Genomic DNA, 23,921 nt, shown 5'->3' with positions numbered 1-23,921 from the left:
TATCCTTTGATTACCAAAACCCAATCCATTCTTAAGAGGTTATTTGATTTGGTTTTAAGCCTTATTTTATTGCCGATGCTGATTGTTCCAATTTTTGTATTGATTTTGATAGCGACTATCGATACTGGACAATGGGGACTTTTCTCTCAATTACGTGTGGGTCAACATGCAAAATTCTTCAAAATATACAAAATAAGGACTTTGAAAAACGACGTGCATCAACTGGGACATTTAGAAAAAAGCGCGACTGAATTTGGTTCATTTTTAAGACGGACCAAACTCGATGAACTACCACAGTTGTTCAATGTCATTCGCGGAGATATGAGTTTTGTTGGTCCAAGACCTGATATTCCAGGCTTTGCTGATGTTCTTGATGGAGAAGATAGTATCATTTTAAAGGTTAAACCTGGAATCACTGGTCCTGCAACCTTGAAATATAAAAACGAAGAAGCTTTGCTGGCATTACAAGATGACCCTGAAACTTACAATAGAACGATTATTTGGCCCGATAAGGTCAAAATCAACAAAAATTATGTGCAGACTTGGAGTTTTTATTTAGATTTGAGGCACATTTTAAAATCTATAGTTAATTCAAAATGAACAGTAGAAAAAAGATTACAGTCGTCGGCCTCGGATATGTCGGTCTACCGCTAGCTGTTGAATTTGCCAAGCATTATCAGGTGGTAGGGTTTGACATTAATCAAAAACGGATCAATGAGTTAAGACAAGGAGTGGATAAGACCTTGGAAGTTGACAATGATATGCTGAAATCCGTATTGATTTCGGATTCCATATCAGATAAGGGACTATTGGTAACCAATGATGCCAAAGACATTTTGGATTCGAAGATTTATATCATTACTGTTCCCACCCCTACAGACGAGCTGAATAAACCCGATTTTACACCATTAATCAAATCAAGCCAAACTATCGGCAAAGTACTTTCTAATGGTGATATAGTCATTTACGAATCCACTGTTTACCCTGGTGCGACTGAAGATATTTGCGTGCCCATTCTTGAGAAGGAGTCAGGTCTAGTATTCAACGTTGATTTTTATGCTGGTTATTCGCCAGAACGTATCAATCCCGGTGATAAGAAACATACTGTAACCAAAATTTTAAAGGTGACTTCTGGTTCTACGCCAGAAATCGCCGAAGAGGTAGATCAATTGTATCAGTCTATTATTACGGCAGGTACTCATAAAGCGCCTTCCATCAAAGTTGCTGAAGCAGCAAAAGTCATTGAAAACTCACAACGCGATATCAATATTGCATTTGTGAATGAATTATCGAAAATCTTTCGATTGTTGAATATTGACACTAAAGACGTCTTGGAAGCTGCAGGTACCAAATGGAATTTTATCAATTTTTCTCCAGGTTTGGTAGGCGGACACTGCATAGGTGTCGACCCGTATTATTTGGCACAAAAAGCTATTGAAACTGGCTATAACCCAGAAATTATTTTAGCAGGTAGAAAAATGAATGACAGCATGGGAAGCTATGTGGCCCAAGAGACTGTCAAAATGATGATTAAAAAAGGAGCTAGGATTAAGGATTCAAAAGCTTTGGTACTTGGCATCACTTTTAAGGAAAACTGCCCAGATATCCGTAACTCTCGTGTCATTGACATCATTGAAGAATTTCAAACATTCGATGTGGATGTCGATGTCTATGACCCTTGGGCTTCTTCAGAAGAGGTCAAACACGAATATGGTTTAAATTTATTGAATTCGGAAGAAGAACTCAAATCTGATTACGATGCCATCGTTTTAGCTGTGTCTCATAATGAGTTTTTAGGACTGGATCTTAAAAAATTGAAGTCAGACACTTGTGTGATTTTTGACGTGAAATCCTTACTTCCAAAAGAATTAGTTGACGCACGCTTATGATGTTTTCAAAATGTTATCATTCGGAAGATTTGTCCAATTATAGTTTTTTGGTAACTGGAGGTGGTGGATTCATTGGGTCAAATTTGGTTGATTATTTACTTACATATAAAGCTAAAAAAGTTAGGGTCCTCGATAATTTTTCAAACGGCTATCGTGAAAACCTTGCAGAGTTTCATGTCAATCCTGCCTTCGAACTTATGGAAGGCGATATCCGAGATTTAGATACCTGTAAGAAAGCTATGGAAGGTATTGATTATGTATCACATCAAGCTGCTTTGGGATCTGTACCGCGTTCTATTAACGATCCAGCCACCACCAATGACGTCAATATATCAGGGTTTCTGAATATGTTAATAGCTCTAAAGGATTCAACAACCGTGAAGCGCATGGTTTATGCAGCTTCAAGTTCAACTTATGGAGACAGTAAAATTTTGCCAAAAGTAGAGGATCAAATTGGTAAACCGTTATCTCCTTATGCTGTTACTAAATACGTTAATGAACTATACGCTGATGTATTTGGAAAAACCTATGGCACAGACGTAATTGGTTTACGATACTTTAATGTGTTTGGTCCCAAACAGAGTCCCAATGGTGCTTATGCTGCGGTTATTCCTCTATTTATGCAGGCTTTAAAAGATGACGAGCCGCCAAGAATAAATGGTGATGGCGAACAGACACGCGATTTTACTTTTGTAGATAATGCTGTACAAGCCAATGTGAGAGGTTTTTTTGCTTCTGAAAAAGCAAGTAATCAAGTTTTTAATGTAGCTTGTGGAGAACGTATCAGTGTAAATCAATTATGGGACTATTTGAGTGAAGCGGCCAATAAATCTATTAAGCCCATCTATGGCCCAGAACGTCAGGGAGACGTTAGAGATTCTCTTGCTGATATCTCGAAGGCTGAAACATTATTAGGGTACAGGCCTGAATATACAGTAAAGGAGGGTTTGGAGATTACTTGGGAATATTTTTCATAGGTCCTGTAATTCTCTTGTTTCAGATTGAAGTTGCTTTTATCGGTTTTATTATTCCCTCATTGTTCGCTTTCAATTGTATTTGAATTTAGTATATTAGCCACTTCAAAAAAGACGTTGTTTTGAATACTACGCAAGATGATCAGTGGTTATATACCATTTCTTCCAAAAGCAAACTTGTTGATCTCAATTTTAAGGAGATATGGAGGTATCGTGATTTATTGCTGCTTTTCGTAAAGCGGGATATTACCACTGTTTATAAGCAAACTGTTTTGGGGCCTTTATGGTATGTGATCCAACCCTTAATGACTTCGGTAATTTTCACACTCGTTTTCAACAATCTTGGAAATATTCAAACAGGTGCAGCACCTTCTTTTCTATTTAATTTGGCTGGAATTACGGCATGGAATTATTTTAAGGAATGCCTTACTGGCACCAGTGATACCTTCAAGAAAAATGAAAACATTTTTGGGAAGGTTTACTTTCCTAGAGTGATCATGCCCATGTCTATCACTATTTCCAATTTGCTGAAATTCATAATCCAACTTGGGATTTTTATAGGATTTTATATCTATTATTTGAGTATTGGAAAGGACATTAGTGTCAACAGCAACTTATTATTGTTTCCCTTTTATTTGGTAATGATGGCTTTACTTGGTCTTGGAATAGGTATGATTATTTCTTCCATGACTACAAAATATCGTGATCTCACTGTAGTCGTTACTTTTGGTGTCAGTTTACTTATGTATATGTCGGCAGTACCTTATCCTGTGGCAGAAGCGCGAAAGAAGTTTCCAGAGATTGTGGCTAACATTGTAGAATACAATCCTTTGACACAGATCATTGAGGGCTTTAGATATATGCTATTAAATTCAGGTAGTTTCAGTTGGACGGGTTTCATTTATACACTAATTGTCAGTGTAGTAGTATTTCTTGTAGGGATTATTATCTTTAACAAAACCGAAAAATCTTTTATAGATACCGTTTAAATAAAATAGACAGTTGGCAGTAGCAGTAGGCAGTGGAGAATGGTCATTAGGCTAGAGGTTAAGATTGTATTATGTTGGAAGTAAACAAAGATATCATTTTAAAAGCTGAACATATCAGTAAGCAATACCGATTGGGATTGGTAGGCACAGGAACCGTGAGCCATGATTTGAATCGATGGTGGCATCGTGTCCGAGGTAAGGAAGACCCTTATTTAAAAATAGGTTCGGTTAATGACCGAAGTACCAAGGCAGATAGTGATTATGTATGGGCGTTACAGGATATTAATTTTGAGGTACAACGAGGTGAAGTTTTAGGTATCATTGGAAAAAATGGCGCAGGAAAATCAACTTTATTAAAGATATTATCTAGGGTAACCTGCCCCACTACTGGCGAAATCAAAACCAAAGGGCGTATCGCTTCTTTATTAGAAGTTGGTACAGGTTTTCATCCTGAACTTACCGGACGAGAGAATATTTACCTGAATGGTGCTATTCTGGGCATGACTAAAGCTGAAATCAAAGCAAAAGAGAAGGAAATTATTGAATTTTCTGGCTGTGAGCGTTATATTGATACGCCAGTTAAACGCTATTCTTCTGGTATGCGTGTACGATTGGCTTTTGCAGTGGCAGCTCATTTAGAGCCAGATATTCTTGTGGTAGATGAGGTTTTGGCAGTAGGTGACGCTGAATTTCAAAAGAAAGCCATTGGTAAAATGCAAGATATCAGTAAAGGTGAAGGAAGAACGGTTCTTTTTGTAAGTCATAATATGGCTGCCGTTAAAAGTCTTTGTACACGTGCCATTGTTTTAGAGCATGGTAGTACTGCTTATGAAGGAAGTGTAGATGATGCAGTAGATTTTTATTTAAAAAAGAATTCAGAAAAGGAAATAGTTTCTTTGAAAAATAGAAAAGACCGATCTGGCACTGGTGATATTATATTAAGTCAAGTTGAAATTATGAATTCAAAAAATCAAATTGTGGATTCAGTAATTTCTGGTGAATTTTTGAGATTAAGATTATCGTATGACATAAAGTCACCTGTAAATGATAAATTAATTTTAGGTGTATCATTTAAAGATCGAAATGATATCGTACTTTCTTTAACAGTTTCTGATGAAATGGATTTAGATATTAATGAACTTTTACAAAGAAAATATATCTATATTGATTTTGAAAAGTTATTATTACGTGGAGGTCATTATACATTGACATTTCTTCTATCTTCGAACACTACTGACTCTCAAAATCACATTGATCGAATAGAAAAGGCTTTTGAGTTAGAAGTTCTTCAAGGTGACTTTTACTCGATAGGTCAATTAAATAGGGTTAGACCATCTATTATAATGCCTAATACCATCCATTAAAACTTATGAAATATTTTTTCAAAAAATATATTGACTACAATGAGAAAAGAAAATATGAACATGTTTTAATAGCTTGTCTGCCTAAATCTGGAAGTACTTTTTTATCAGATGTGTTGGTCAATGTAACTGGTTTTGATTTCGTACAATTTCAACCAATAAGAGGGACAAATGATCATAATATCGATCATCATTTTTTTTACGAAAATTCTAATAAAAATACGGTAACACAACTACATATAAAGCCCAATGATAGTAACAAAAAAATATTTCTTAAAGAGAATATTAAAATTGTTTTTCTTTACAGAGACTTGCTGTCATCATTAAAATCAATGCATCGTCATATATTAGAAGAAAACAATAAGTGGTTTATGTTCTCTATAGCTGATGGTTTTGAGAGTTGGTCTATAGAAAGGCAATTTGATTTTATTATTGATCTTATTGCCCCTTGGTATATTAATTTTCTTACGGCTTGGAAAAAAGAGATTAGCTTGGGTGAATTGTCTGTACTTGAAGTGAATTATGATGATTTTAGAAAAGATAATGATAAAACTATTCACAATATTCTGAATTTCTATGGATTGAATTATTCTAAAGAAAGAATCAAAGATTCTTTAGAAATCTCTTATTCAAAAAAGGATAAATTGAGATTCAATAATAAAGAGAATAAAATTGATTACAAGTTCAGTGATGAGCAAATAGGAAAAATTAAGTCTCTGGTATCCTATTATCCAGAATACGCAATAAACATATAATGGAAAGCCCAATAGAATTTTATAATAATTTTGACAATAAACTGATTAAAGATTTTATCAAAGGCAACAAACGGTTGGTCAATGCCATTGAGTTTCTGGGCAGTTATATTGATTCCGAATCAAAGCATGTTTTAGATATTGGATGTGGATTAGGTTGGAGTTCTTTTGAGTTTGCCCGAGAATATCCGAATGTAAAGGTTACAGGTGTTGACTTAAGCCCTGTTTTAATTGAAGCGGCCAACAAGATGTTTCATGGCCTAAAGAATTTAAATTTTATTGTTCATGATTTAATCGAAGGCTTGCCAGAAGGTTCATATGATGTTGTGAGCATGATTGACGTTTACGAACATATACCTTTAGATCAAAGGAAGAGCTTTCATGTAAAATTGAAAGGTGTATTATCTCAACATTCAAAAGTATTATTGGCTTGCCCCTCTAAATTTCACCAAGAAAACTTACGACAACATAAGCCAGAAGGGCTGCAACCTGTTGATGAAGATGTTGATGTTTCTGTTATACAGAAATTTGCAGATGACATAGATGGAGAAATTGTTTTTTTTGAATATAAAAACATATGGGGCATTAATGACTACCTCTATGCAGTAATAGAGCTAAAACCAAGTTATAAAACTAAAGCGCCCAAGGTTAAAAGGAAATTACTTAAAGTGGAACCAAAAGAAAAGCGTGTAAAAAGGTTGAAAGAACGTATGTGTTTAGAAATAGCGAATCACGATACCGATAAATCTAAAAACATCAAAGCATCAAAAAAATCTTTTAAAAATTTGGTTAAAAAGTTTCGACCATGAACATTGCCATTTTTTCTCCTAATAAAAATCCTTATTCAGAAACTTTTATTAGAGCTCATAAGCGATATTTGGAAAACACTGTTTTCTACTATGGTAAAAGAGGCAATATAAAGATTGAAGGAGAGCAAAGCATCGTGCCGAAGAGTACCAAAAATTATTACCGATTTTGGTTTAGACTTTTTAAAAGTGGAAAGATTACTCTTAACGAAAAACTGATTTTAAAATCCTTAAAAGAGAAAAAAATAAATGTCATTCTGGTAGAATATGGGACTCATGCCCATAGTCTTATAAATTTACTTCATCAAAGCCAGTTGCCATTTGTTGTTCATTTTCATGGCTATGATGCTAGCAATTTCAACGTTTTAGAGAAATGCAATAATTATAAGCAGGTTTTTTTACTTGCAAAAAAAATTGTTGTTGTTTCAAAAGCTATGAAGCAGAATTTAATAAACATAGGTTGCCCTAATGAGAATTTAGTTTATAACGTTTATGGACCTAGACCAGAGTTTATCGAAGTCCAACCAAAGTATTTAAAAAAACAGTTTTTATCGGTAGGAAGATTCACAGACAAGAAGGCACCTTATTATACAATTTTAGCTTTTGAAAAGGTTTTGAAAATACATTCTGATGCACGATTAATTATGGCAGGGGATGGAGAATTACTAGAGACGTGCAAAAACCTTGTAAGTTATTTAGATCTTTCTGAAAAGGTAGTTTTTTTAGGTGTCATCTCTGAAGATAGGTATCGAGAGCTTCTATCAGAATCTTTAGCGTACGTTCAACATTCAATTACTTCTCATACAGGAGATATGGAAGGAACTCCCTTATCTATACTAGAGGCAAGTTATGCTGGGCTTCCAGTAATCGCTACTTATCACGCAGGTATTCCTGATGTCATTATTCACAATAAAACAGGACTTTTATGCAAGGAACATGATGTAGAGACTATGGCAAACCATATGATTAAACTATCAGATGACATAAATTTGGCAAAAGATATGGGCAATGAAGGAAAACTCAATATCATGGCAAACTTCAGTTTGAAACGCCATATCGATTCTCTACAAAATACTTTGAAATCTTGCATTTAAGTTTTGGAATGGTTGTTTAATGAAAAACCCCATTTCTCCACATTTATATTAAATTCTGCTCCAAATTTCAATAGGTCCTCTTGAAGAGCATTTTTTATTTTGAGTTTTTGCTTACTAGTAAGTGTTTTTTTTCTTTTAAGAAATAGACGGTTCCTGAAAAAATCTTTAATAGGTTTTGGTATCCATTTGAGTTTTCCATTCAACTGTTTTTTTAACCTGATTTCGTTTTTGTTTACTAGCTTGGTTTTATTGTTCTGAATTTTTTCAGTTAACTCAAACCTATGGTCACTTTCCAAGAAAGTGTGGATTTTAGTTATTGTTTTTTCAGGGTCGCTTCTCAGTTCGTCAAAATCCAAAACAAGAATATCAGCTTTCTTAAAAAACTTGAGGTATTCCTTCAGTTGCAATTGATAATTTGAAATGTTTATCAAATGGTCAGAAGTCATTGTGTTTTTCCATCCTAAATCTTTCTGCATATAATTATAATGAGACTCGATTCTGTCAAAAGGGTTGCGTACAATGTATATAAATTTAGGGTTTAGATTTGCTTCAAATATCCTTTTCGGAACGCCTTTTTCTAAAGGGAATTTTGAGTAGCCTGTAGAACCATCGAATGTATATTTGTGTTGAGGTTGTATAGTAAAAAGGTCTAGGTAAGCTCCATCCTTATATTTTGAATGTCCCAAGGTTTTTGAAAAGTATTCTGGCTCTTTTATAATGGGCATGCATATTTGTGGATTCTGCTGCAAGTATTTAAAAATTGTAGATGTACCACATTTCATGGCACCTATTAAAAAAACATTGTATTTGATGTATTGTTGATTCAATTTAATGTCCATTTTGCTTTTATCGTTCAATCGAGTCTCAAATTTATTTTATTTTGACTTAATTTGCCTATCCATAACAAATATAAATGAAGTTGACAAACCAACTGGTTTCCATTATCATTCCCACATATAACAGAGCTGACCTTCTTCCGCAAACGTTAGATAGTATTTGGGATCAAACTTACGAAAATTGGGAGTGTTTGATAATTGATGATGGAAGTGTTGACAACACAAAAGCAGTTGTTGCATCTTATGTTCAAAAAGATCCACGCTTTAAGTACTCTATAAGGCCCAATGGTTATGGTTCCGGTGGAAATGGAGCTAGAAATTATGGATTTGAGATCAGCAGTGGCAAATTTATACAATGGTTTGATAGCGATGATTTAATGTTACCTAATTATTTACAGGTTAAGGTGGAAGCTATGCAAGCATCTCAAAAAGACTTTGTCATCACTAAAACGTTAAATTTTCATAACGAAGATAAAATTGCAATCAAAAAATATCAGAGAAATCTAAAAAATGAACTTAATCTACTTAATTTCATTAAACAAAAGGTATATTGGTTAACTCCTGACTTTATGGTGAGACGCCATGTTATTGAAGGGGTAAAGTTTTCAGAAACTCTAAAATCCAATCAAGAGACCAATTTCTTTTTGAAATTTTTATGCTCTGACTATTTAGGAATTTATATTGATGAAACAGTTACATTAAGACGATTGCATGACAAATCCATTAGGTCTTCAGTAGAAATTTCTACAATCAATAGTCATAAATTTAGATGCCTGTCTCTGCTTGATGCTTATTTTTACATCGCGGAGCAGAATAAAGATGCCACAACTTTACTGGCATTGGAAAAAGAAATATTAAAATCTCTGTATTTATCAAGATTTCAAATAGACAATACACTTTTCAAAAAATTCTCGAGCCATATAAAAGCCCATAGAGGTCAATTGCAATATTTCTACTTAAAACTATTGAAGCATTTGTCAAAATTCAATAAAGGTCACAGATTTTATAATGAATTACAAAATTATCGGTAGTGTGTACAGAGGGTTTTCTTCTTTGTGTATTTTGGAAAAGCTTGTAGCAATGAGATTTATATTGAAAAGAGTCATTATTTTTAGAGTATCTTTTAGAGTGGAAAAATCAAGTTGTAAACGATAATACTTTATGGACAGACCTTTAGTCTCTATTGTCATACCTTATTTTAATAGACCTGAAAAGCTGCAACGTTGTCTACAATCTATTTATAATCAAAGCTATGATTATTTTGAAATTATTGTTGTAGATGATTGCAGTGATATAGAGCCAAATGAATTACCTGATGCTGTTCACTACATTCGATTATCAAAAAATTCTGGACCTGGAGCCGCACGGAATGAAGGGTTAAGGATTGCAAAAGGAATCTATATTGCTTTTTTAGATTGCGATGATTATTGGCATAAAGACTTTTTGTCAAAACTAATTAATGCATTGGCAAATCAACCAGATATTGTGATGGCTTATTCTCTATCTTATAATATGCAGAATGGCGCTTCTATTGGTGTCAAGAAGAAAGAAAGGTTATCAGTTAGAAATGCCATACTTCCGGACATCCTTTTTAAATCTAAAGCTTGGGCTACATCTGCTTGTTTGTGGCGGTTTGATTTGATAAAGCATAAGCAGTTTCCCAATCACCGTAACTGGGAAGACTATGTTTTTGATATCAAAGTAGCCATTGATCATAATTCTGTATTTTGTTTGCAAGAATATTTGACCTATTATGATGTTACAGGGGATGATAAGTTATCAGCTGATGTGAATGCCCACGCGTTAATGGAAAAAAACAAGTCTATATGTCTTATTTCAGATGTTTTATATAAATCAGATTATAGAGGTGATTTTATCATTAATAAATATATAAGTTTGTTATTGGTGAGTCATATGAAAAGGTTTAAGTCGATGCTAATAACAGATATGACTATATATGAGGACAGTTTGATTGAACTGAAAAAATGGAACTCTTCAATCTTTGTAGCAATCATAAGATTTGGATTAAAACTCAATAATAGAATGGGATTAAAGGTTTTAGACGTAGTTAAGAGGCAACTAAAAAATAGTACTGTACATAATAAGGTAAAGGAATGATCGATCATGAACATAAACTTATCTTTATCCATATTTCCAAATGTGCTGGAACAAGTATTGAGAATGCTTTTGGCTTATTGAAAAAAAAGGTTAATAAAGCTGATTATAAAAATCTTTACGGGTGGTGTGATAAGCATCAATTATTCTTACACCATGCTACGCCTCAACAGCTTTTTGATTTAGGGCATTTGGATGAAAAGACTTGGGACGACTATTACACTTTTATTATTATTCGAGACCCTTGGGATAGAAGTTATTCTGATTATGTATGGATGCTGAAGCAAGTAAAAGGTTTTGGTAGTTTCAAACAGTTTATAAATAGGGAAGGGGTTTTTCAAAAACGATTGACAGTAAAGGATAAATATTATAGAGGAGACCATCTTAACCAACAATCGGACTATTTGTTTCTGCATAATCAGAAATTACACTATAACAAAGTTTTGAAATTTGAAAACCTTAAGACTGAACTCCCTGATTTGGAGGAAGAATTAGGTCTTGAAAAAGGTTTTTTTTCCCACCAAATGAAAAGGTCTTTGAAAAAATTTAAACACTATTCAATATTCTATAATCGTAACAAGAAAAGTTTGGTGGACACATTTTTTGCCGACGATATTAAAAATTTGCCTTACTCATATAAAGACCATTTTAGGTATAGTTATTTAAAGAATTTCTTTTTTTTATTTTACCATTTTGGAATTAAAAATGCCATAAAGAAATATCTTAAGAGTGTTACAAAAATGATGATATGAACGATTTGACAGTCACCATTATATTGCCAAATTACAATCATTCTAGATACTTAAAAGAACGATTGAACAGCATCTTTGATCAAACCTATCAAGATTTTGAAGTGATTATTTTAGATGATGCTTCTACAGACAATAGTGTTGAACTTTTATCTATTTATCGAAATCATCCAAAAGTTTCATATTTCATAGTTAACAAAGTCAATTCGGGTTCACCTTTTATACAGTGGCAAAAAGGATTGCAGTTGGCCAAAGGTACCTATGTATGGATTGCTGAAAGTGACGATTATTGCGATTTAAACTTTCTTGAGTCACAATTAAATTTCATGCGAGAGCAAGAAGTGCCAATAGCTGTTGCCCAGACCATAAAAGTTAGAAATGGTCGGATTTATGGTATTGCAGAGCATCCCATTTTTAGAGATAAGGACAAGGCTACTTTTGATTTGAAAAGTTTCTTTTTTTGCCCAATACTAAATGTAAGTTCCACCGTGTTTGACCGTCGTTTGATCAAAACTGTTCGTACATTTTATAACTTTCGAATTATTGGAGATCGCGTATTTTATTTTGAAGCCTTTTTTCAAAAATTCATTGCATTGAACAGGCATACCACCGCATATTTTAGAAAAGATGATGGGAGTATTTCAAAACTAGCAAACAAAGGATTGGATTATATGCTCCAATACTTTAAGGAACATCAAGCATTTGCACTGCAAGCTCTAAAAGATGGGAAAATAGACCATGGATTATACAAAGCCTATGTGTCCCGCTTTTTTAATCGAATTAACAGCAGATTGACCAAAAGACAAAAATTGTCTTATAAATACTTAATTTTACGGTTAAAATATTACCGATAAATTTTTTGTAAAGACACGTGAAGGTAGCATTAGTCATGACCATTAAAAATGAAGCAAGATTGTTGCGGCAGAATGTGTTGTACCATTTGGGAATAGGTATTTACAAAGTTTTTATCTATCTTGATGGAACAGAAGATAACAGTGCTGATACTCTAAATGATTTGCAAAATATAGACATCCAGAATTCAGTTTCAGCAGAAAAATATCGTGGCTTCCCTTTTATGGAGAAATTTTGGGGCAATGCAAACGAACATCATACGGCAAGACAATGCTTAAATACCTTTGACGCATTGCGGAAATGCAAAGAGCAGGGAATTGATTGGTTGGTTTCTTTGGATGCCGATGAGTTGTTAATTACTTCAAATCGCGACCATATTCCATTTGATGACTTTTTTGGGGATGCCAAAATAAAAAATGCTGATATAGTGCATCTTTCTACGCTTGAAGTTGTGTCGCAAAAAATGCATTATGATTTTGTGATGGCTGAGGAAACACTTTTTAAGACACGTAAAAATTTTAAATCCAAACTCGATCAAATCTACATAAAACTCTACGACCCTTATACAGACACTTATTTTAATAGATTGTTCTGGTTTGGGCATACTATGGGTAAAGGAATTCTTAATGTGGCTAGTGATCTTATACCTGAAAATGTACATCGTTATACTAAAAAAGATTTTAGTAAACCAAAAGTTATAAAAAAAGGCCATGTGTTACATTATCACATTTATGATAGTGAAGATTTCATTAAAAAGTTTGACAATTTTAAAGATCGCTCTTCTACATATTTAAGTGGAAATGATATACAAAGAATAAAGAGATTGTGGATTCGCCTGGTGAATGACCAGGCCTATGGAAAAAAAGAACTTGAAGAATATTTTAAAGATAATCTGCTTTTTAATCAGCAAAAGCTTCAAGCGCTCTATAAAACAAGAATTTTTAATGTTCTAAAGAGAAGAGAAGAAGCTGTTATCGAGATCGATATACCTAAAAAAATTCTGTCTGATTGTCAATTGGTGCCAACTAATAGCAATATAAATTGAAAACAGTCCATTCACCAATAATACCTGTGAGACAAGAGTTTTCTATCTTGCCGAATTGTCCAAATACAATAGATAAGAAAGCACTGTGTATCTATGTTACGACTGGCTTTTTTTTAGGTGATGATAGTTTTTATGTCAATAAAAAGGTTTTACAGCCAGGAAATACCTATTCGTTAAACGAAAACAATGTGATTATTAATGAAACCCCAAACTTTAATTGGTTTCATGAACCTAGGTCTATCTCTTTTAAGACCGCGCTGGATGAGTTTACGGATTTATTTGAGACAATTATAAGAGAGCAATCTAAGAACAGCCATATGATTTTACCCTTATCAGGAGGTTTGGACAGTAGAAGTCAAGCTGTGGGGTTAAAACATATAGGAGCAGAAGTAGAAACGTACAGTTACAGTTTTAGTGGTGGATTCAAGGAGCATCGTATAGGTAAAGCCATTGCTGACGCTACTGGTTTTCCATTTTCCCCGATGATTATACCTCGCAGTTATTTATGGGACGAGATTGATGATATGGCAGACATCAATGGATGCTATTCAGAGTTTACCCATCCAAGGCAAATGGCAGTTCTGCCAGCTTTAAAACAAATGCAAGGCGAATTTTCGTTAGGACATTGGGGAGATGTCTTGTTTGATAGAGGTATATCCACATCAGACGAAAGTAAATCAGAAGTTGATTTGGTTTTTAAGAAAATCGTGAAAAGTAGTGGGTTGGAGTTGGCCAAGCTATTGTGGGTGTCTTGGAAACTTGAAGGCGATTTTGAAACTTATCTAAAGCAGAGAATTCAAAACCTGCTGGACAATATTGCTATCGAAAATAAAAGCGCCAAGATACGCGCTTTTAAATCCATGTATTGGGCACCGAGGTGGACTTCTGTTAATCTTTCTTTCTTTGAGAGCATTCACCCAATACACCTTCCTTATTATGACGATAGAATGTGTCAGTTTATTTGTACTGTGCCTGAAACTTTTTTAGCTGATAGAAAGCTCCAAATAGAATATATTAAACTACGCAACCCAAAAGTAGCAAAAATCATGTGGCAAGATCAAAAGCCTTATAATTTGTTTAATTATCATAAAAACAGACCTCCTCGAAATTTGCCATTCAAAATTCAAAGTAAAATAGTGCGACAATTTCATAAATTCATAGGTAAGCAGTATATACAACGCAATTGGGAGCTTCAATTTAAAGGATCATTAAACGATGAGAAATTAAAGGACTATTTGTTTCGTGATGAGTTTCTTGAATTTATTGGGTCTCAAACCGTAATGGGAATTTATAAAAAATTTAAAGAAGAAAATCCAATTTCTTACGCTCATGCAGTAAGTATGCTATTGACACTTTCTGTTTGGCAGCAGAAAAAAGAATCTTTAAACATGTGATTTTTTCAGCCACTTTAAATGTTTGTTCCATTGGTAAGTCAATACCATTTAAAATATTATTTTTGGCTTATCAATATCTGATATGACAAGAAAAATAAGGATTCTTTTCACAACCTCCAATTTTGACACCGCGGGAAGTGGTAAAGTTATTTATGATTTGGTAAAAGGTTTGAACAAGAGCAGGTTTGATATAGAAATTGCTTGTGGAAATGATAAAGGTTATTTTTTTGAGACCATAAAGTCTTTAGAAGTTCCTGTCCACGTGTTTTCTACAAAGACCACTTATCGACCCTATATCACTTTGCCAGTTCGTATTTTAAAGTTGGTGAAATTTTTTAGAAAGCAACGTTATGATATTGTCCATTCTTGGCAATGGAGCAATGATTGGACTGAAGCTGTGGCATCCAAAATGAGTGGAAGCAAATGGATTTACACGAAAAAGGCCATGGGATTTGCAAATAAGCATTGGTATATAAAAAGCCTTCTTGCTGATTTCATTATTACTATTAATGATGAAATGTCTCAATATTTTCCTAACAAAAAAGAACAAGAACTCATTCCTTTAGGATTGGATACAGGTTATTATAGTCCAATCGGTTTTGAAAAACGTGCTTCTGAAGTATTCAGGATTGTTACTGTTGCCAATTTGGTTCCCGTCAAAGGGATTGAATTCCTTATACGTTCAATAAGTATGATAAATGACCCGTTCATTTCCGTAACCATAGTCGGAGATGACGATAGTATCTATGGTGAAAAACTTAAAGAATTGGCTAAAACACTCGATGTCGATTCAAAAGTACATTTTTTAGGTAAGAAACCTGATGTAAGACCTTATTTGGCAGACGCAGATTTATATGTAATTCCAACTCTGGATGAAGGTCGAAAGGAGGGTATGCCTATGGCTTTGGTGGAAGCTATGAGTATGGGGGTGCCATTATTGGGTTCTGATATTACAGGCATTAATTACGTTCTTAAGGATTTTCCCGAATTATTGTTTAAACCAGCAAATGTAAAGGCACTCACAGAGAAGATTTTATACATGAAAAATTTGGGTCCGGAAGAATTGTCCAAAATAGGAATAGCGCTGAGAAACTATTGTCAAGAACATTTTACTGTTAATCGTTTTGTGGCTGCACATGAATTGTTGTATGAAAAGCTTGCGTAATGGGTGTATACAACAAACATATTATCATTGTAGGAACTGCTCGAAGTGGCACTAGCTGGATTTCGGAAACAATTGCAAAGCAACATCGCTATCGTATGTTATTTGAACCAGAACATGAAACAAATACATCAAGAGGTTATCTGTTATGTGATCAATTGATTCAAACTAAAGAAGATTCTATCGCTGCCCACCTTTATTTGAAAAAAGTATTTGCAAATAGGGTTGATTGTGATTGGATTGCACAATGTAGTAACAGAAAATTTAAACGCCACTTATGGCCTTTTATACCTAAAAGGTTCATTATAAAATTTGTTCGTGGAAATCTGTCAGCTGCCTATATGAATCGGGATTTTGATATACCAGTCGTCCATATATTGAGGAACCCTTACGATGTCTTACACTCGCAACAACAGGTTAACTTTCCTTGGCTTTATAATTTAGAAATTTTTAAATCTCAAAATGAACTGGTTCGATTAATCAGAGATAATTTCCATTTGGATATTAAAAATACTGAACACTTTACACCTCTAGAAGTCTTAACCTTGAGATGGTGCATTGAAAATGTCATTCCTTTAAAGCTGTTGAGACCACAAAGTAAAAGTTATCACGTTATTAAATATGAAGATTTAAGAAAGGACATCAATCTATTTCGGCATATGTGCAATGAGTTGAATCTTGAACCGATAAAGAAATTAGAAGAACATTATGAAAGTCCTTCTTCTAAAACACATAAAAGGAGTAAACTTCTTAATGGTGATGGTAAAATTCAGCATTTAAAGGAATCAGAATATTTAAGAATCAATAAAATTTTAGATTTGTTTTCTCCCGATTTTTACGACCGAAGAGATCATTGAAGTATAGATTTCTTTCTGTTGGAATGAGACTAATGAAGTGTTGGAGAATATAATTTAAAATATGATAGCATAAGCCTATATTTGAACTTTAAATCAAAATATAACAAATTAAAATTGCATGCATAACATAAATCATTCTGATAAAACCACTTCTAAATGAATTCAATGTCAGATTATTTTCCGCAGTACAATAAACTTACAAGGTTTGAAAAGTTGGTTCTCAAAACTTGTTGCTATTTGCCCCCAAAACCTAGAAGGCAACGAGGTGTGGATGTTGAAATGAATGTCAATAAGTATGAACGTTTGTTCCTAAACGCCTACCATATGAAAGATTTTAGTAGCCTGAACAACAAACGAATCTTAGATTTTGGATGCGGTGAAGGAGGTTTTTCTGTGGCACTCGCTATCAATTTAGCAAATTCTGAAGTAGTGGGTATTGATTTACTAGAAGGTCAGATGGCTGCCAGTAAATTTAAAAAAGAGAACGGGATTAAAAATCTGCATTTTATTGTATCACGCTCTGAACAGTTGGAGGATCAATCTTTTGACTGTGTTTTTTCCCATGATTCATTTGAACATTTTGAAGATCCCGAGTATATTTTATCTGAAATTATCCGTCTTACTAAAAAGGATGGAATGGTGATGATTAAGTTTGGGCCTACATGGTGTAGCCCATATGGTAGACATATGGGAGGAACGTTTAGAAAAGATAGACCTTGGATACATCTATTGATACCTGAGAAGCATATGATGCGCGTACATTCGGTATACCATAACAGGCATAAATTATTTGAACATTACAAGGATTTAGAAGGAGGTTTAAATAAGATGACTGTGAAAAGAGCCAACGCTATTATAAAGAAATTTAATAACGTTGAGGTTGTGGAAAGCAAAGTAAGCTATCTTTTTAAAGGAAGTGCTTTTAAAAATGTACCTGTTATTAATGAGATGCTTAGCAGCAGTTTATATATAAAATTAAAAAAGAGTCAATAGTTTATCAACTTTAGATTGCCTAATACTTGATTATGAAAATATACTTTCCAAAGACTCATTTAAACTTTGATAAGCGTGGCTATCTAACTCCAATATTACAGCCCTACTTCAAGCATAAAGGTTTTACCGATGAAGAGCGCATCACAGTATATGGTGTTTCTGAGCATGATTTCACTTTTGTAGACTCCATAGAAAATAGTGATATAGCGATTCTTCCCATGACATGGACCTATTATATTCAAAGAGAGAAGAGACAACAAGCAATCGATTTTATTATTGAGGCCCAGAAATATATGTTGAAAGTCTTAATTGTGAACAATGGTGATTTTGGATATAAAATCCCTGACTTTAAAAATGTTTTAGTTTTAAGGCAGGGAGGGGACAGAAGTAAATTCCCATCTAATCATGTAGGGTTACCAGTCTTCATAAAAGATCCATTGCCAAAATGGTTTAACCGATCTTCAACCATTACTAGAACCTACACTGAAACACCAACAGTGGGTTTTTGTGGACAAGTTAACAGTTCCATTTTGAATGCCATCAAAGAAACCTTTAAAGTTGTCTATAGAAATATTGGGTATGCATTAGGTTTCAGGATGCAGCTCCCCCAGCCTATAATCTCTACTTCTTATTTGCGATACCGTTTTTTAAAATCACTTGAGAATTCCTCATTAGTTAAAACTAATTTCATATATAGAAAGAAGCATGGAGGTGGTATTGATTTTCATAGGTCGGCATCTCATATTGCGAAAGAGTTTTTTGAGAATATAGTAGCCTCCGATTACGTACTTTGTTACAGAGGTGCAGGAAATTTTTCTGTGAGGTTCTATGAAACACTGGCTTTGGGGCGAATACCTGTTTTAATAAATTCAGAATGCATATTGCCTTTGTCAGATTCTATTGATTGGAAGCGACATGTCGTTTGGGTCGAAACGAATGAGCGTCATATAATAGCGCAGAAAGTTTTTGAATTTCACAAAACGTTGGATGAGCAATCCTTTAATCAACTTCAGGTTGACAATAGAACATTGTGGAGGGAAAAAATGCGACTTGGTGGCTATTTTAAAGCTTTGTTTGACACGCTTTAAAAATGAACAATACTAATTCTAAAATGTCTAAATTGTGAGCTTAATTGAAACTAGGTGATACAGATGACATTATTTTAATGCCATAGGAATTAAAAAATAGATACATTCATTGAATAAATCACTCAAAATAGCCATTTACTCCGGAGAAATTCCTAGTTCAACATTTATTGAAAGACTTGTTAATGGACTATCTAACTCAAATATTTCTATTTATCTTTTTGGTGCAAAATATAAAACTATCAATTATGCAACATCGGTAAAGGTGGTTGCTTACAGACATAACAAACTTTCAAAACTTTTACATTTTTTAAAGTATAACTTACTTCTTTTTCTTTTTCGCAATGAAGACAAAAAAAAGTTGGATCGTATAATTGTGGATTTATATGGGAACAATCTTTATTCAAAAGTCAAGAGTTATCCAGTTTTGTGGCATCGACCGGACGTTTTGCATGTGCAATGGGCCAAGAGTCTGGAGGAATGGGTTTGGGTAAAAGAATTTAACATACGACTTGTATTGAGCTTAAGAGGTGCCCATATCAACTATTCTCCCGTTGCTGATGAGGCATTGGCTGACTCTTATAGACAAAGTTTTCCAAAAGTTGACGCTTTTCATGCCGTTTCATGGGCTATTGCTAATGAAGCACAGAGGTACGGTGCCAAAAAAGACTTGATAAAAGTTATTTACAGTGGTTTGAACCTGCAAGCCAATAGTTTCTCAAAATCGAATTCAATTTTTAAAATTGTTTCCGTGGGAAGGCCGCATTGGGTGAAGGGTTATCATTACGCTCTTGACGCGTGTAATTTACTTGTATCAAGGGGGGTTGATTTCCACTATGAAATTATAGGAGGAAACTCTGATATAGAGCTATTATACCATCTGTCTGATCTAAATTTAACAAATCATGTACATCTTGAGGATAATCTGCCATTTGATAAAGTTAAGACAAAAATTCAATCTGCAGACTTGCTATTACTACCGAGTCTGAAAGAGGGTGTTCCAAATGTTGTTTTAGAGGCAATGGCATTAGGGACATTGGTTTTGACTACTAGTTGTGGAGGTATTTCTGAAGTTATAACAGACAATTATAACGGTTTTTTAATTCCAATACGAGATTCCAAAAAAATGGCTGATGTTATAATGGAGATACTTCAGTTACCCAATTCAAGAGTTGAAAAAATTATCGAAGCAGCTAAAAAAACAATCAAATTGCAACATACTGAAAAACAAATGATAGAAAGCATGGTAGCACTGTATCATTCTGTTTTGACCAATAATGCTATTGAAAACGATGAGGTAATATGACTGTGAAACCTAAACATATAGGTATTGTGCTATCTTCAGTTCCCAGTTATTCAGAAACTTTTTTTCGAAATAAGATAAAAGGGTTAATTGAAAATGGCCATAAGGTAACTCTGTTTGTAGATTATAAAGTACCAAAAGCTAAAGATTTTCCATGCAAGATTGTCAGCGGTACAGTTTATAGCGGGTCCACACTAAAGTTGCTTTATAGTTTGCTCTTGTCTCTTTTCAAGATTTTTTTTAAATATCCTTTGACAAGCTATCGACTGTTTCAATTGGAAGCCAAGGACGGAAAACCTTTGGTAAATTGTTTAAAATCAGTAGTGCTTAATCAATTTTTATTTTCAGAAGATTTGGATTGGCTCCATTTTGGGTTTGGAATGTTGGCTAACGGACGGGAAAATGTAGCCATGGCTATCAAGGCCAAAATGGCTGTTAGTTTTAGAGGTTACGATTTATATCTCTCTCCATTGAAACACCCTGGTTGTTATGACTTGCTTTTCAAAAAGGAGGTTAAGTTTCACGTCTTGTCTAAAGGAATGAAGACCACATTGTTGGAATATGGAATAAAAGATGAAATGATACATGTGATAACTCCTGCGATTAATGTTGAATTTTTTTCAAATAATGAACCTAAATCTGTTGTCGACCATCATTCTTTAAAAATCACAACAATAGCCAGACTTCATTGGAAAAAGGGATTGAACTATACCCTAGATTGTTTGGCTCTACTTAAAGAAAAGAAAATCCCATTTAATTATACAATTATAGGTGAAGGAGAGGAGTTAGAACGTTTGGCGTTTGCTGTGCATCAATTAGGATTGACCGGCAGCGTAGAGTTTGCGGGAAAATTGACACCAGCAGAAATTAAAGAGGTGCTAAAAAAAACCGATATTTACCTACAATATAGTGTTCAAGAAGGATTTTGTAATTCAGTTTTAGAAGCTCAATGTATGCAAGTGTTTTGTATCGTGTCCAACGCAGAAGGGCTTGATGAGAATGTGGTTGACGGCATTACTGGTTGGGTTGTTCCAAAAAGACGACCAGAGCTTTTGGCCAAAAGAATTATGGAAGTTGTTGACATGCCTGTTGAGGAGTTTCAAACAATAAAATATAAGGCTTCTGAACGCGTTAAAAAGGAATTTGATTTGGAAACACAGCAAAAAGCTTTTATTAGGTTTTACACATATTAATATTCTGCTTTTTAAAACAAAAAGGCACCAATGTTTTAAAAATACCTCAAGGATTATTGGGATTTAAACTTTATTATTGCATAAGATTAATTCTATTACACAATCGATATAATGACACGATACGAATGGTTTAGGTGGTTCACCTTTCCTGTGATGCCTGTGCACTTGCAAACTGTTAGAAGCGATATTAAAAAGTTAGTGAAGAAAGATATAAAATCTTTGAGAAACCTTCATATCCTAGATGTCGGGGGAAGAAAATCACCCTACAGTGTTGGCATAGATGCTGATTTTACTTTAATGGACATACCTCAAGAAGGTGGTACTAAAACCGAATTGAATTTAGGCTTTACTGAAGCAATATTGTCTACCATCCAAAAAAAACGCTCTAATATTAAAGACCTTATTATTCAAGATATGACAGCCTGTACATTGCGGGATTCATCCTATGATGCCGTAGTATGTGTTGAGGTCATTGAGCATGTGGAAGCAGATACCATTTTTGTGGAAAACATATCAAAGGTAATTAAACCTGGTGGATGGGCTTACTTCACTACTCCTAATGGCGATTACATAAAGAATGAAGGCATTAACCGAAATTTAGATCATATACGTCATTATACCAAAGATCAATTAAAAGCATTGCTTTCGCACTATTTCCATAAAGTAGATGTCCATTATGCGGTAAAAACGGGTAAGTATAGATTAAACGGTTTAAAGGGATTTAAAAAAAATAATCCAGCGGGAGTTATCAAGGCTATGGCGAGCAATGTTATAAACAAATTCCAATCTAAAAATTTAGACGATGTGCCTGTTGAAACGGCACACTTGGTGGCTATTGCTTATAAATTGAGATAATCAGAAGTGAGATTATAACAAAACAATTTAATCAACTTTAATACAAAAAAGAAATGAGTCAAAGTTCTTTATTTAAGATCAAACAAAGTTTGAGTAATCTCTTTAAAACCAGTAAGGAGAAAAGGCATTCTTTGGTGGGAGCTGGCAATCTATGGCAAATGAAGAGAGACTTTCAAATAAAATTTTTGATGAGTCAAGGTCTTAAGCCATCCGATAAACTGATGGATATTGGTTGTGGTACATTACGGGGTGGCATACCCATAATTGATTATCTGGATGTGTCTAACTATTATGGAATAGAGGTTAGAAAGGGGGTTTTAGAAGAGGGTATAAAGGAACTTAAGGCATCGAATTTACTACACAAAATGCCAAAACTGATTCATTTTAATCATTTCGATGAAATAAAGGCTGATGATGAGATTGATGTCATGTTTGCATTTTCGGTATTGATTCATCTTAATGATACTATAGTTGATGCTTGTTTTCAAATGGCGAGTAAACTATTGTCCGAAGATGGCAAATTTTACGCAAACGTCAACATTGGTTCTAACAAAGAAGGACAATGGCAAGGATTCCCTGTGGTTTTTAGGACCTTGGAGTTTTATAGGAATTTAGCCTATAAATATGGCCTGAGTTTGGAGGTTTTAGGCAGTTTGAAAGACCTAGGTCACATTACTGGAAAAAAATCTGACGAACAACAAATTATGTTGAAATTCTCAAGACACGGGCTAACTTAATCTCTCTTATATAAATCGGCTATTGACCAGAAAATTTAAAAGCTGAATTTTATTTCATGAAATTTTAAATGATGCAGGATTTATCCAAGAAAATACCATTTTACAATTTAAAAAAGAAACTATGGAAAAGTAGACCCTACAGACTCTATGTGTCTATATATGATTTTTTGCTAAAACTAGTTTTAAAGCTAAATCACAGGAATGTAAAAATTGTTTTTATTAACGGAATGCGGAGGTCTGGTAATCATTTCCTAATGAAAACTCTGATGGATTCGACAAGTGCCTCTGTCATATTTTTCAACAATCAAAGAATAAAACATCAAATTGATGGAAATCATGGCTTACAAGTCAAATTCAGGTTTTCCTCAAAAATATTATTGATAGTTGGATTTGAAGACTTAATACTGAAAGATTATCATGATTCTTGTAAGTACATTTTGAATACAAAACATTTTAAAGACACAGAATATTTAAAATTGCTCATAATCCGGGATGTAAAGAATGTAATGGCAAGTAGATTGAACCATGCCCATATGGCCAACCAACTTCGAAAACATAAAAAAGTAGTCGAGTTTACTAGAAATATATGGTTTGATCATCATTCAATTTCAGAAAGTATCGATATCAATATTGTAAGATATAATCATTTGATGGCTGACTTAAGAAAAATGAATTTAAAGCCATTTTTTATATCGGATTTGCAAGAGTCCAATAAAATATTGAATCGATATGGTGGCGGGAGTAGTTTTGAAAATAGTCGTTTTAACAATAGATATGAAAATTTTCAAAATGATGAAACTTTTGAGGCATTGATAAAAGATTTTATAAAAATAGACAATGAAGTATATGCGGCAAGATAAATCAAATATATTACAGTTTT

24 protein-coding genes are annotated in these 23,921 nt (G+C 33.8%); 23 read left to right on the top strand and 1 reads right to left on the bottom strand.

Annotation, left to right across the window (positions count from 1 at the left end; all coding sequences use genetic code 11):
- The first annotated feature begins 6 nt into the window (after positions 1–6).
- From M0G43_RS04935 to M0G43_RS04900, 8 genes are all read left to right on the top strand, one after another.
- On the top strand, positions 7–600 hold the full coding sequence (locus M0G43_RS04935; RefSeq protein ID WP_262917148.1) for a sugar transferase: 594 nt from the start codon (positions 7–9) through the stop codon (positions 598–600).
- On the top strand, positions 597–1,889 hold the full coding sequence (locus M0G43_RS04930; protein WP_248023995.1) for a nucleotide sugar dehydrogenase: 1,293 nt from the start codon (positions 597–599) through the stop codon (positions 1,887–1,889). The genes M0G43_RS04935 and M0G43_RS04930 overlap by 4 nt, the downstream gene beginning before the upstream one ends.
- Positions 1,889–2,866 (top strand): SDR family oxidoreductase, encoded by a 978-nt coding sequence (locus M0G43_RS04925; protein WP_248024781.1) that lies wholly within the window; start codon positions 1,889–1,891, stop codon positions 2,864–2,866. Before M0G43_RS04930 ends, M0G43_RS04925 begins: the two co-directional genes overlap by 1 nt.
- A 119-nt stretch (positions 2,867–2,985) precedes the next feature.
- On the top strand, positions 2,986–3,852 hold the full coding sequence (locus M0G43_RS04920) for an ABC transporter permease (RefSeq protein ID WP_248023993.1): 867 nt from the start codon (positions 2,986–2,988) through the stop codon (positions 3,850–3,852).
- Between the two features lie 71 nt (positions 3,853–3,923).
- Positions 3,924–5,216, top strand: coding sequence for an ABC transporter ATP-binding protein (locus M0G43_RS04915; RefSeq protein WP_248023991.1), 1,293 nt, complete (start codon positions 3,924–3,926; stop codon positions 5,214–5,216).
- 5 nt (positions 5,217–5,221) lie between these two features.
- A complete protein-coding gene (locus M0G43_RS04910; RefSeq protein WP_248023989.1) occupies positions 5,222–5,968 on the top strand; it encodes a sulfotransferase domain-containing protein in 747 nt (248 codons plus the stop codon).
- Complete coding sequence (locus M0G43_RS04905; protein ID WP_248023987.1) at positions 5,968–6,774, top strand: class I SAM-dependent methyltransferase; 807 nt, start codon at positions 5,968–5,970, stop codon at positions 6,772–6,774. The genes M0G43_RS04910 and M0G43_RS04905 overlap by 1 nt, the downstream gene beginning before the upstream one ends.
- Complete coding sequence (locus M0G43_RS04900; RefSeq protein ID WP_248023985.1) at positions 6,771–7,865, top strand: glycosyltransferase family 4 protein; 1,095 nt, start codon at positions 6,771–6,773, stop codon at positions 7,863–7,865. Before M0G43_RS04905 ends, M0G43_RS04900 begins: the two co-directional genes overlap by 4 nt.
- On the opposite strand, the gene M0G43_RS04895 is transcribed toward M0G43_RS04900, so the two are convergent.
- Positions 7,862–8,722 carry a sulfotransferase domain-containing protein gene (locus tag M0G43_RS04895; RefSeq protein WP_248023984.1) on the bottom strand — a complete coding sequence of 287 codons (861 nt, stop codon included), beginning with the start codon at positions 8,720–8,722 and terminating at the stop codon, positions 7,862–7,864. The genes M0G43_RS04900 and M0G43_RS04895 overlap by 4 nt on opposite strands.
- A 56-nt stretch (positions 8,723–8,778) precedes the next feature.
- Here M0G43_RS04895 and M0G43_RS04890 point away from each other — a divergent pair, with 56 nt between their 5' ends.
- From M0G43_RS04890 to M0G43_RS04820, 15 genes are all read left to right on the top strand, one after another.
- A complete protein-coding gene (locus tag M0G43_RS04890) occupies positions 8,779–9,732 on the top strand; it encodes a glycosyltransferase family 2 protein (RefSeq protein ID WP_248023982.1) in 954 nt (317 codons plus the stop codon).
- 130 nt (positions 9,733–9,862) lie between these two features.
- Positions 9,863–10,819, top strand: a complete 957-nt coding sequence (locus tag M0G43_RS04885) for a glycosyltransferase family 2 protein (protein ID WP_248023979.1) — start codon at positions 9,863–9,865, stop codon at positions 10,817–10,819.
- Positions 10,816–11,568, top strand: coding sequence for a sulfotransferase family 2 domain-containing protein (locus tag M0G43_RS04880; RefSeq protein WP_248023977.1), 753 nt, complete (start codon positions 10,816–10,818; stop codon positions 11,566–11,568). Before M0G43_RS04885 ends, M0G43_RS04880 begins: the two co-directional genes overlap by 4 nt.
- Entirely contained in the window at positions 11,565–12,419 is an 855-nt protein-coding gene (locus M0G43_RS04875; protein WP_248023974.1) for a glycosyltransferase family 2 protein, read from the top strand. Before M0G43_RS04880 ends, M0G43_RS04875 begins: the two co-directional genes overlap by 4 nt.
- Before the next feature lie 35 nt (positions 12,420–12,454).
- The gene (locus M0G43_RS04870) at positions 12,455–13,462 is read left to right on the top strand and encodes a glycosyltransferase family 2 protein (RefSeq protein WP_262917157.1); all 1,008 of its coding nucleotides are present in this window, start codon (positions 12,455–12,457) and stop codon (positions 13,460–13,462) included.
- Positions 13,459–14,856: an asparagine synthetase B family protein gene (locus M0G43_RS04865; protein WP_248023969.1), complete on the top strand. Its 1,398-nt coding sequence runs from the start codon at positions 13,459–13,461 to the stop codon at positions 14,854–14,856. Before M0G43_RS04870 ends, M0G43_RS04865 begins: the two co-directional genes overlap by 4 nt.
- Before the next feature lie 82 nt (positions 14,857–14,938).
- Positions 14,939–16,021, top strand: a complete 1,083-nt coding sequence (locus M0G43_RS04860; protein ID WP_248023966.1) for a glycosyltransferase — start codon at positions 14,939–14,941, stop codon at positions 16,019–16,021.
- A complete protein-coding gene (locus M0G43_RS04855; RefSeq protein ID WP_248023964.1) occupies positions 16,021–16,875 on the top strand; it encodes a sulfotransferase domain-containing protein in 855 nt (284 codons plus the stop codon). The genes M0G43_RS04860 and M0G43_RS04855 overlap by 1 nt, the downstream gene beginning before the upstream one ends.
- Before the next feature lie 156 nt (positions 16,876–17,031).
- Positions 17,032–17,868 (top strand): class I SAM-dependent methyltransferase, encoded by an 837-nt coding sequence (locus tag M0G43_RS04850; RefSeq protein ID WP_248023963.1) that lies wholly within the window; start codon positions 17,032–17,034, stop codon positions 17,866–17,868.
- A 32-nt stretch (positions 17,869–17,900) separates the two neighbouring features.
- Positions 17,901–18,956 (top strand): exostosin family protein, encoded by a 1,056-nt coding sequence (locus tag M0G43_RS04845; protein ID WP_248023961.1) that lies wholly within the window; start codon positions 17,901–17,903, stop codon positions 18,954–18,956.
- Between the two features lie 109 nt (positions 18,957–19,065).
- The gene (locus tag M0G43_RS04840; protein WP_248023959.1) at positions 19,066–20,259 is read left to right on the top strand and encodes a glycosyltransferase family 4 protein; all 1,194 of its coding nucleotides are present in this window, start codon (positions 19,066–19,068) and stop codon (positions 20,257–20,259) included.
- Positions 20,256–21,449, top strand: coding sequence for a glycosyltransferase (locus tag M0G43_RS04835; RefSeq protein ID WP_248023957.1), 1,194 nt, complete (start codon positions 20,256–20,258; stop codon positions 21,447–21,449). The genes M0G43_RS04840 and M0G43_RS04835 overlap by 4 nt, the downstream gene beginning before the upstream one ends.
- Before the next feature lie 111 nt (positions 21,450–21,560).
- Complete coding sequence (locus M0G43_RS04830; protein ID WP_248023955.1) at positions 21,561–22,304, top strand: methyltransferase domain-containing protein; 744 nt, start codon at positions 21,561–21,563, stop codon at positions 22,302–22,304.
- 53 nt (positions 22,305–22,357) lie between these two features.
- Complete coding sequence (locus M0G43_RS04825) at positions 22,358–23,041, top strand: class I SAM-dependent methyltransferase (protein ID WP_248023953.1); 684 nt, start codon at positions 22,358–22,360, stop codon at positions 23,039–23,041.
- A 254-nt stretch (positions 23,042–23,295) separates the two neighbouring features.
- On the top strand, positions 23,296–23,901 hold the full coding sequence (locus M0G43_RS04820) for a hypothetical protein (RefSeq protein WP_248023951.1): 606 nt from the start codon (positions 23,296–23,298) through the stop codon (positions 23,899–23,901).
- The last annotated feature ends 20 nt before the right edge of the window (positions 23,902–23,921 follow it).

Origin of the sequence: Subsaxibacter sp. CAU 1640 (assembly GCF_023156585.1) — a bacterium.
GTDB lineage: Bacteria > Bacteroidota > Bacteroidia > Flavobacteriales > Flavobacteriaceae > JBPOFM01.
This window is presented reverse-complemented; position numbering and strand designations above follow the sequence as displayed.

Excerpts from the sequence above, each read along its gene's own strand:
- M0G43_RS04930 (WP_248023995.1), top strand. The coding sequence starts at position 597 with ATGAACAGTAGAAAAAAGATTACAGTCGTCGGCCTCGGATATGTCGGT.
- M0G43_RS04925 (WP_248024781.1), top strand. The coding sequence starts at position 1,889 with ATGTTTTCAAAATGTTATCATTCGGAAGATTTGTCCAATTATAGTTTT.
- M0G43_RS04915 (WP_248023991.1), top strand. The coding sequence starts at position 3,924 with ATGTTGGAAGTAAACAAAGATATCATTTTAAAAGCTGAACATATCAGT.
- M0G43_RS04910 (WP_248023989.1), top strand. The coding sequence starts at position 5,222 with ATGAAATATTTTTTCAAAAAATATATTGACTACAATGAGAAAAGAAAA.
- M0G43_RS04905 (WP_248023987.1), top strand. The coding sequence starts at position 5,968 with ATGGAAAGCCCAATAGAATTTTATAATAATTTTGACAATAAACTGATT.
- M0G43_RS04900 (WP_248023985.1), top strand. The coding sequence starts at position 6,771 with ATGAACATTGCCATTTTTTCTCCTAATAAAAATCCTTATTCAGAAACT.
- M0G43_RS04890 (WP_248023982.1), top strand. The coding sequence starts at position 8,779 with ATGAAGTTGACAAACCAACTGGTTTCCATTATCATTCCCACATATAAC.
- M0G43_RS04885 (WP_248023979.1), top strand. The coding sequence starts at position 9,863 with ATGGACAGACCTTTAGTCTCTATTGTCATACCTTATTTTAATAGACCT.
- M0G43_RS04880 (WP_248023977.1), top strand. The coding sequence starts at position 10,816 with ATGATCGATCATGAACATAAACTTATCTTTATCCATATTTCCAAATGT.
- M0G43_RS04875 (WP_248023974.1), top strand. The coding sequence starts at position 11,565 with ATGAACGATTTGACAGTCACCATTATATTGCCAAATTACAATCATTCT.
- M0G43_RS04870 (WP_262917157.1), top strand. The coding sequence starts at position 12,455 with ATGACCATTAAAAATGAAGCAAGATTGTTGCGGCAGAATGTGTTGTAC.
- M0G43_RS04860 (WP_248023966.1), top strand. The coding sequence starts at position 14,939 with ATGACAAGAAAAATAAGGATTCTTTTCACAACCTCCAATTTTGACACC.
- M0G43_RS04855 (WP_248023964.1), top strand. The coding sequence starts at position 16,021 with ATGGGTGTATACAACAAACATATTATCATTGTAGGAACTGCTCGAAGT.
- M0G43_RS04850 (WP_248023963.1), top strand. The coding sequence starts at position 17,032 with ATGAATTCAATGTCAGATTATTTTCCGCAGTACAATAAACTTACAAGG.
- M0G43_RS04845 (WP_248023961.1), top strand. The coding sequence starts at position 17,901 with ATGAAAATATACTTTCCAAAGACTCATTTAAACTTTGATAAGCGTGGC.
- M0G43_RS04835 (WP_248023957.1), top strand. The coding sequence starts at position 20,256 with ATGACTGTGAAACCTAAACATATAGGTATTGTGCTATCTTCAGTTCCC.
- M0G43_RS04830 (WP_248023955.1), top strand. The coding sequence starts at position 21,561 with ATGACACGATACGAATGGTTTAGGTGGTTCACCTTTCCTGTGATGCCT.
- M0G43_RS04825 (WP_248023953.1), top strand. The coding sequence starts at position 22,358 with ATGAGTCAAAGTTCTTTATTTAAGATCAAACAAAGTTTGAGTAATCTC.
- M0G43_RS04820 (WP_248023951.1), top strand. The coding sequence starts at position 23,296 with ATGAAAACTCTGATGGATTCGACAAGTGCCTCTGTCATATTTTTCAAC.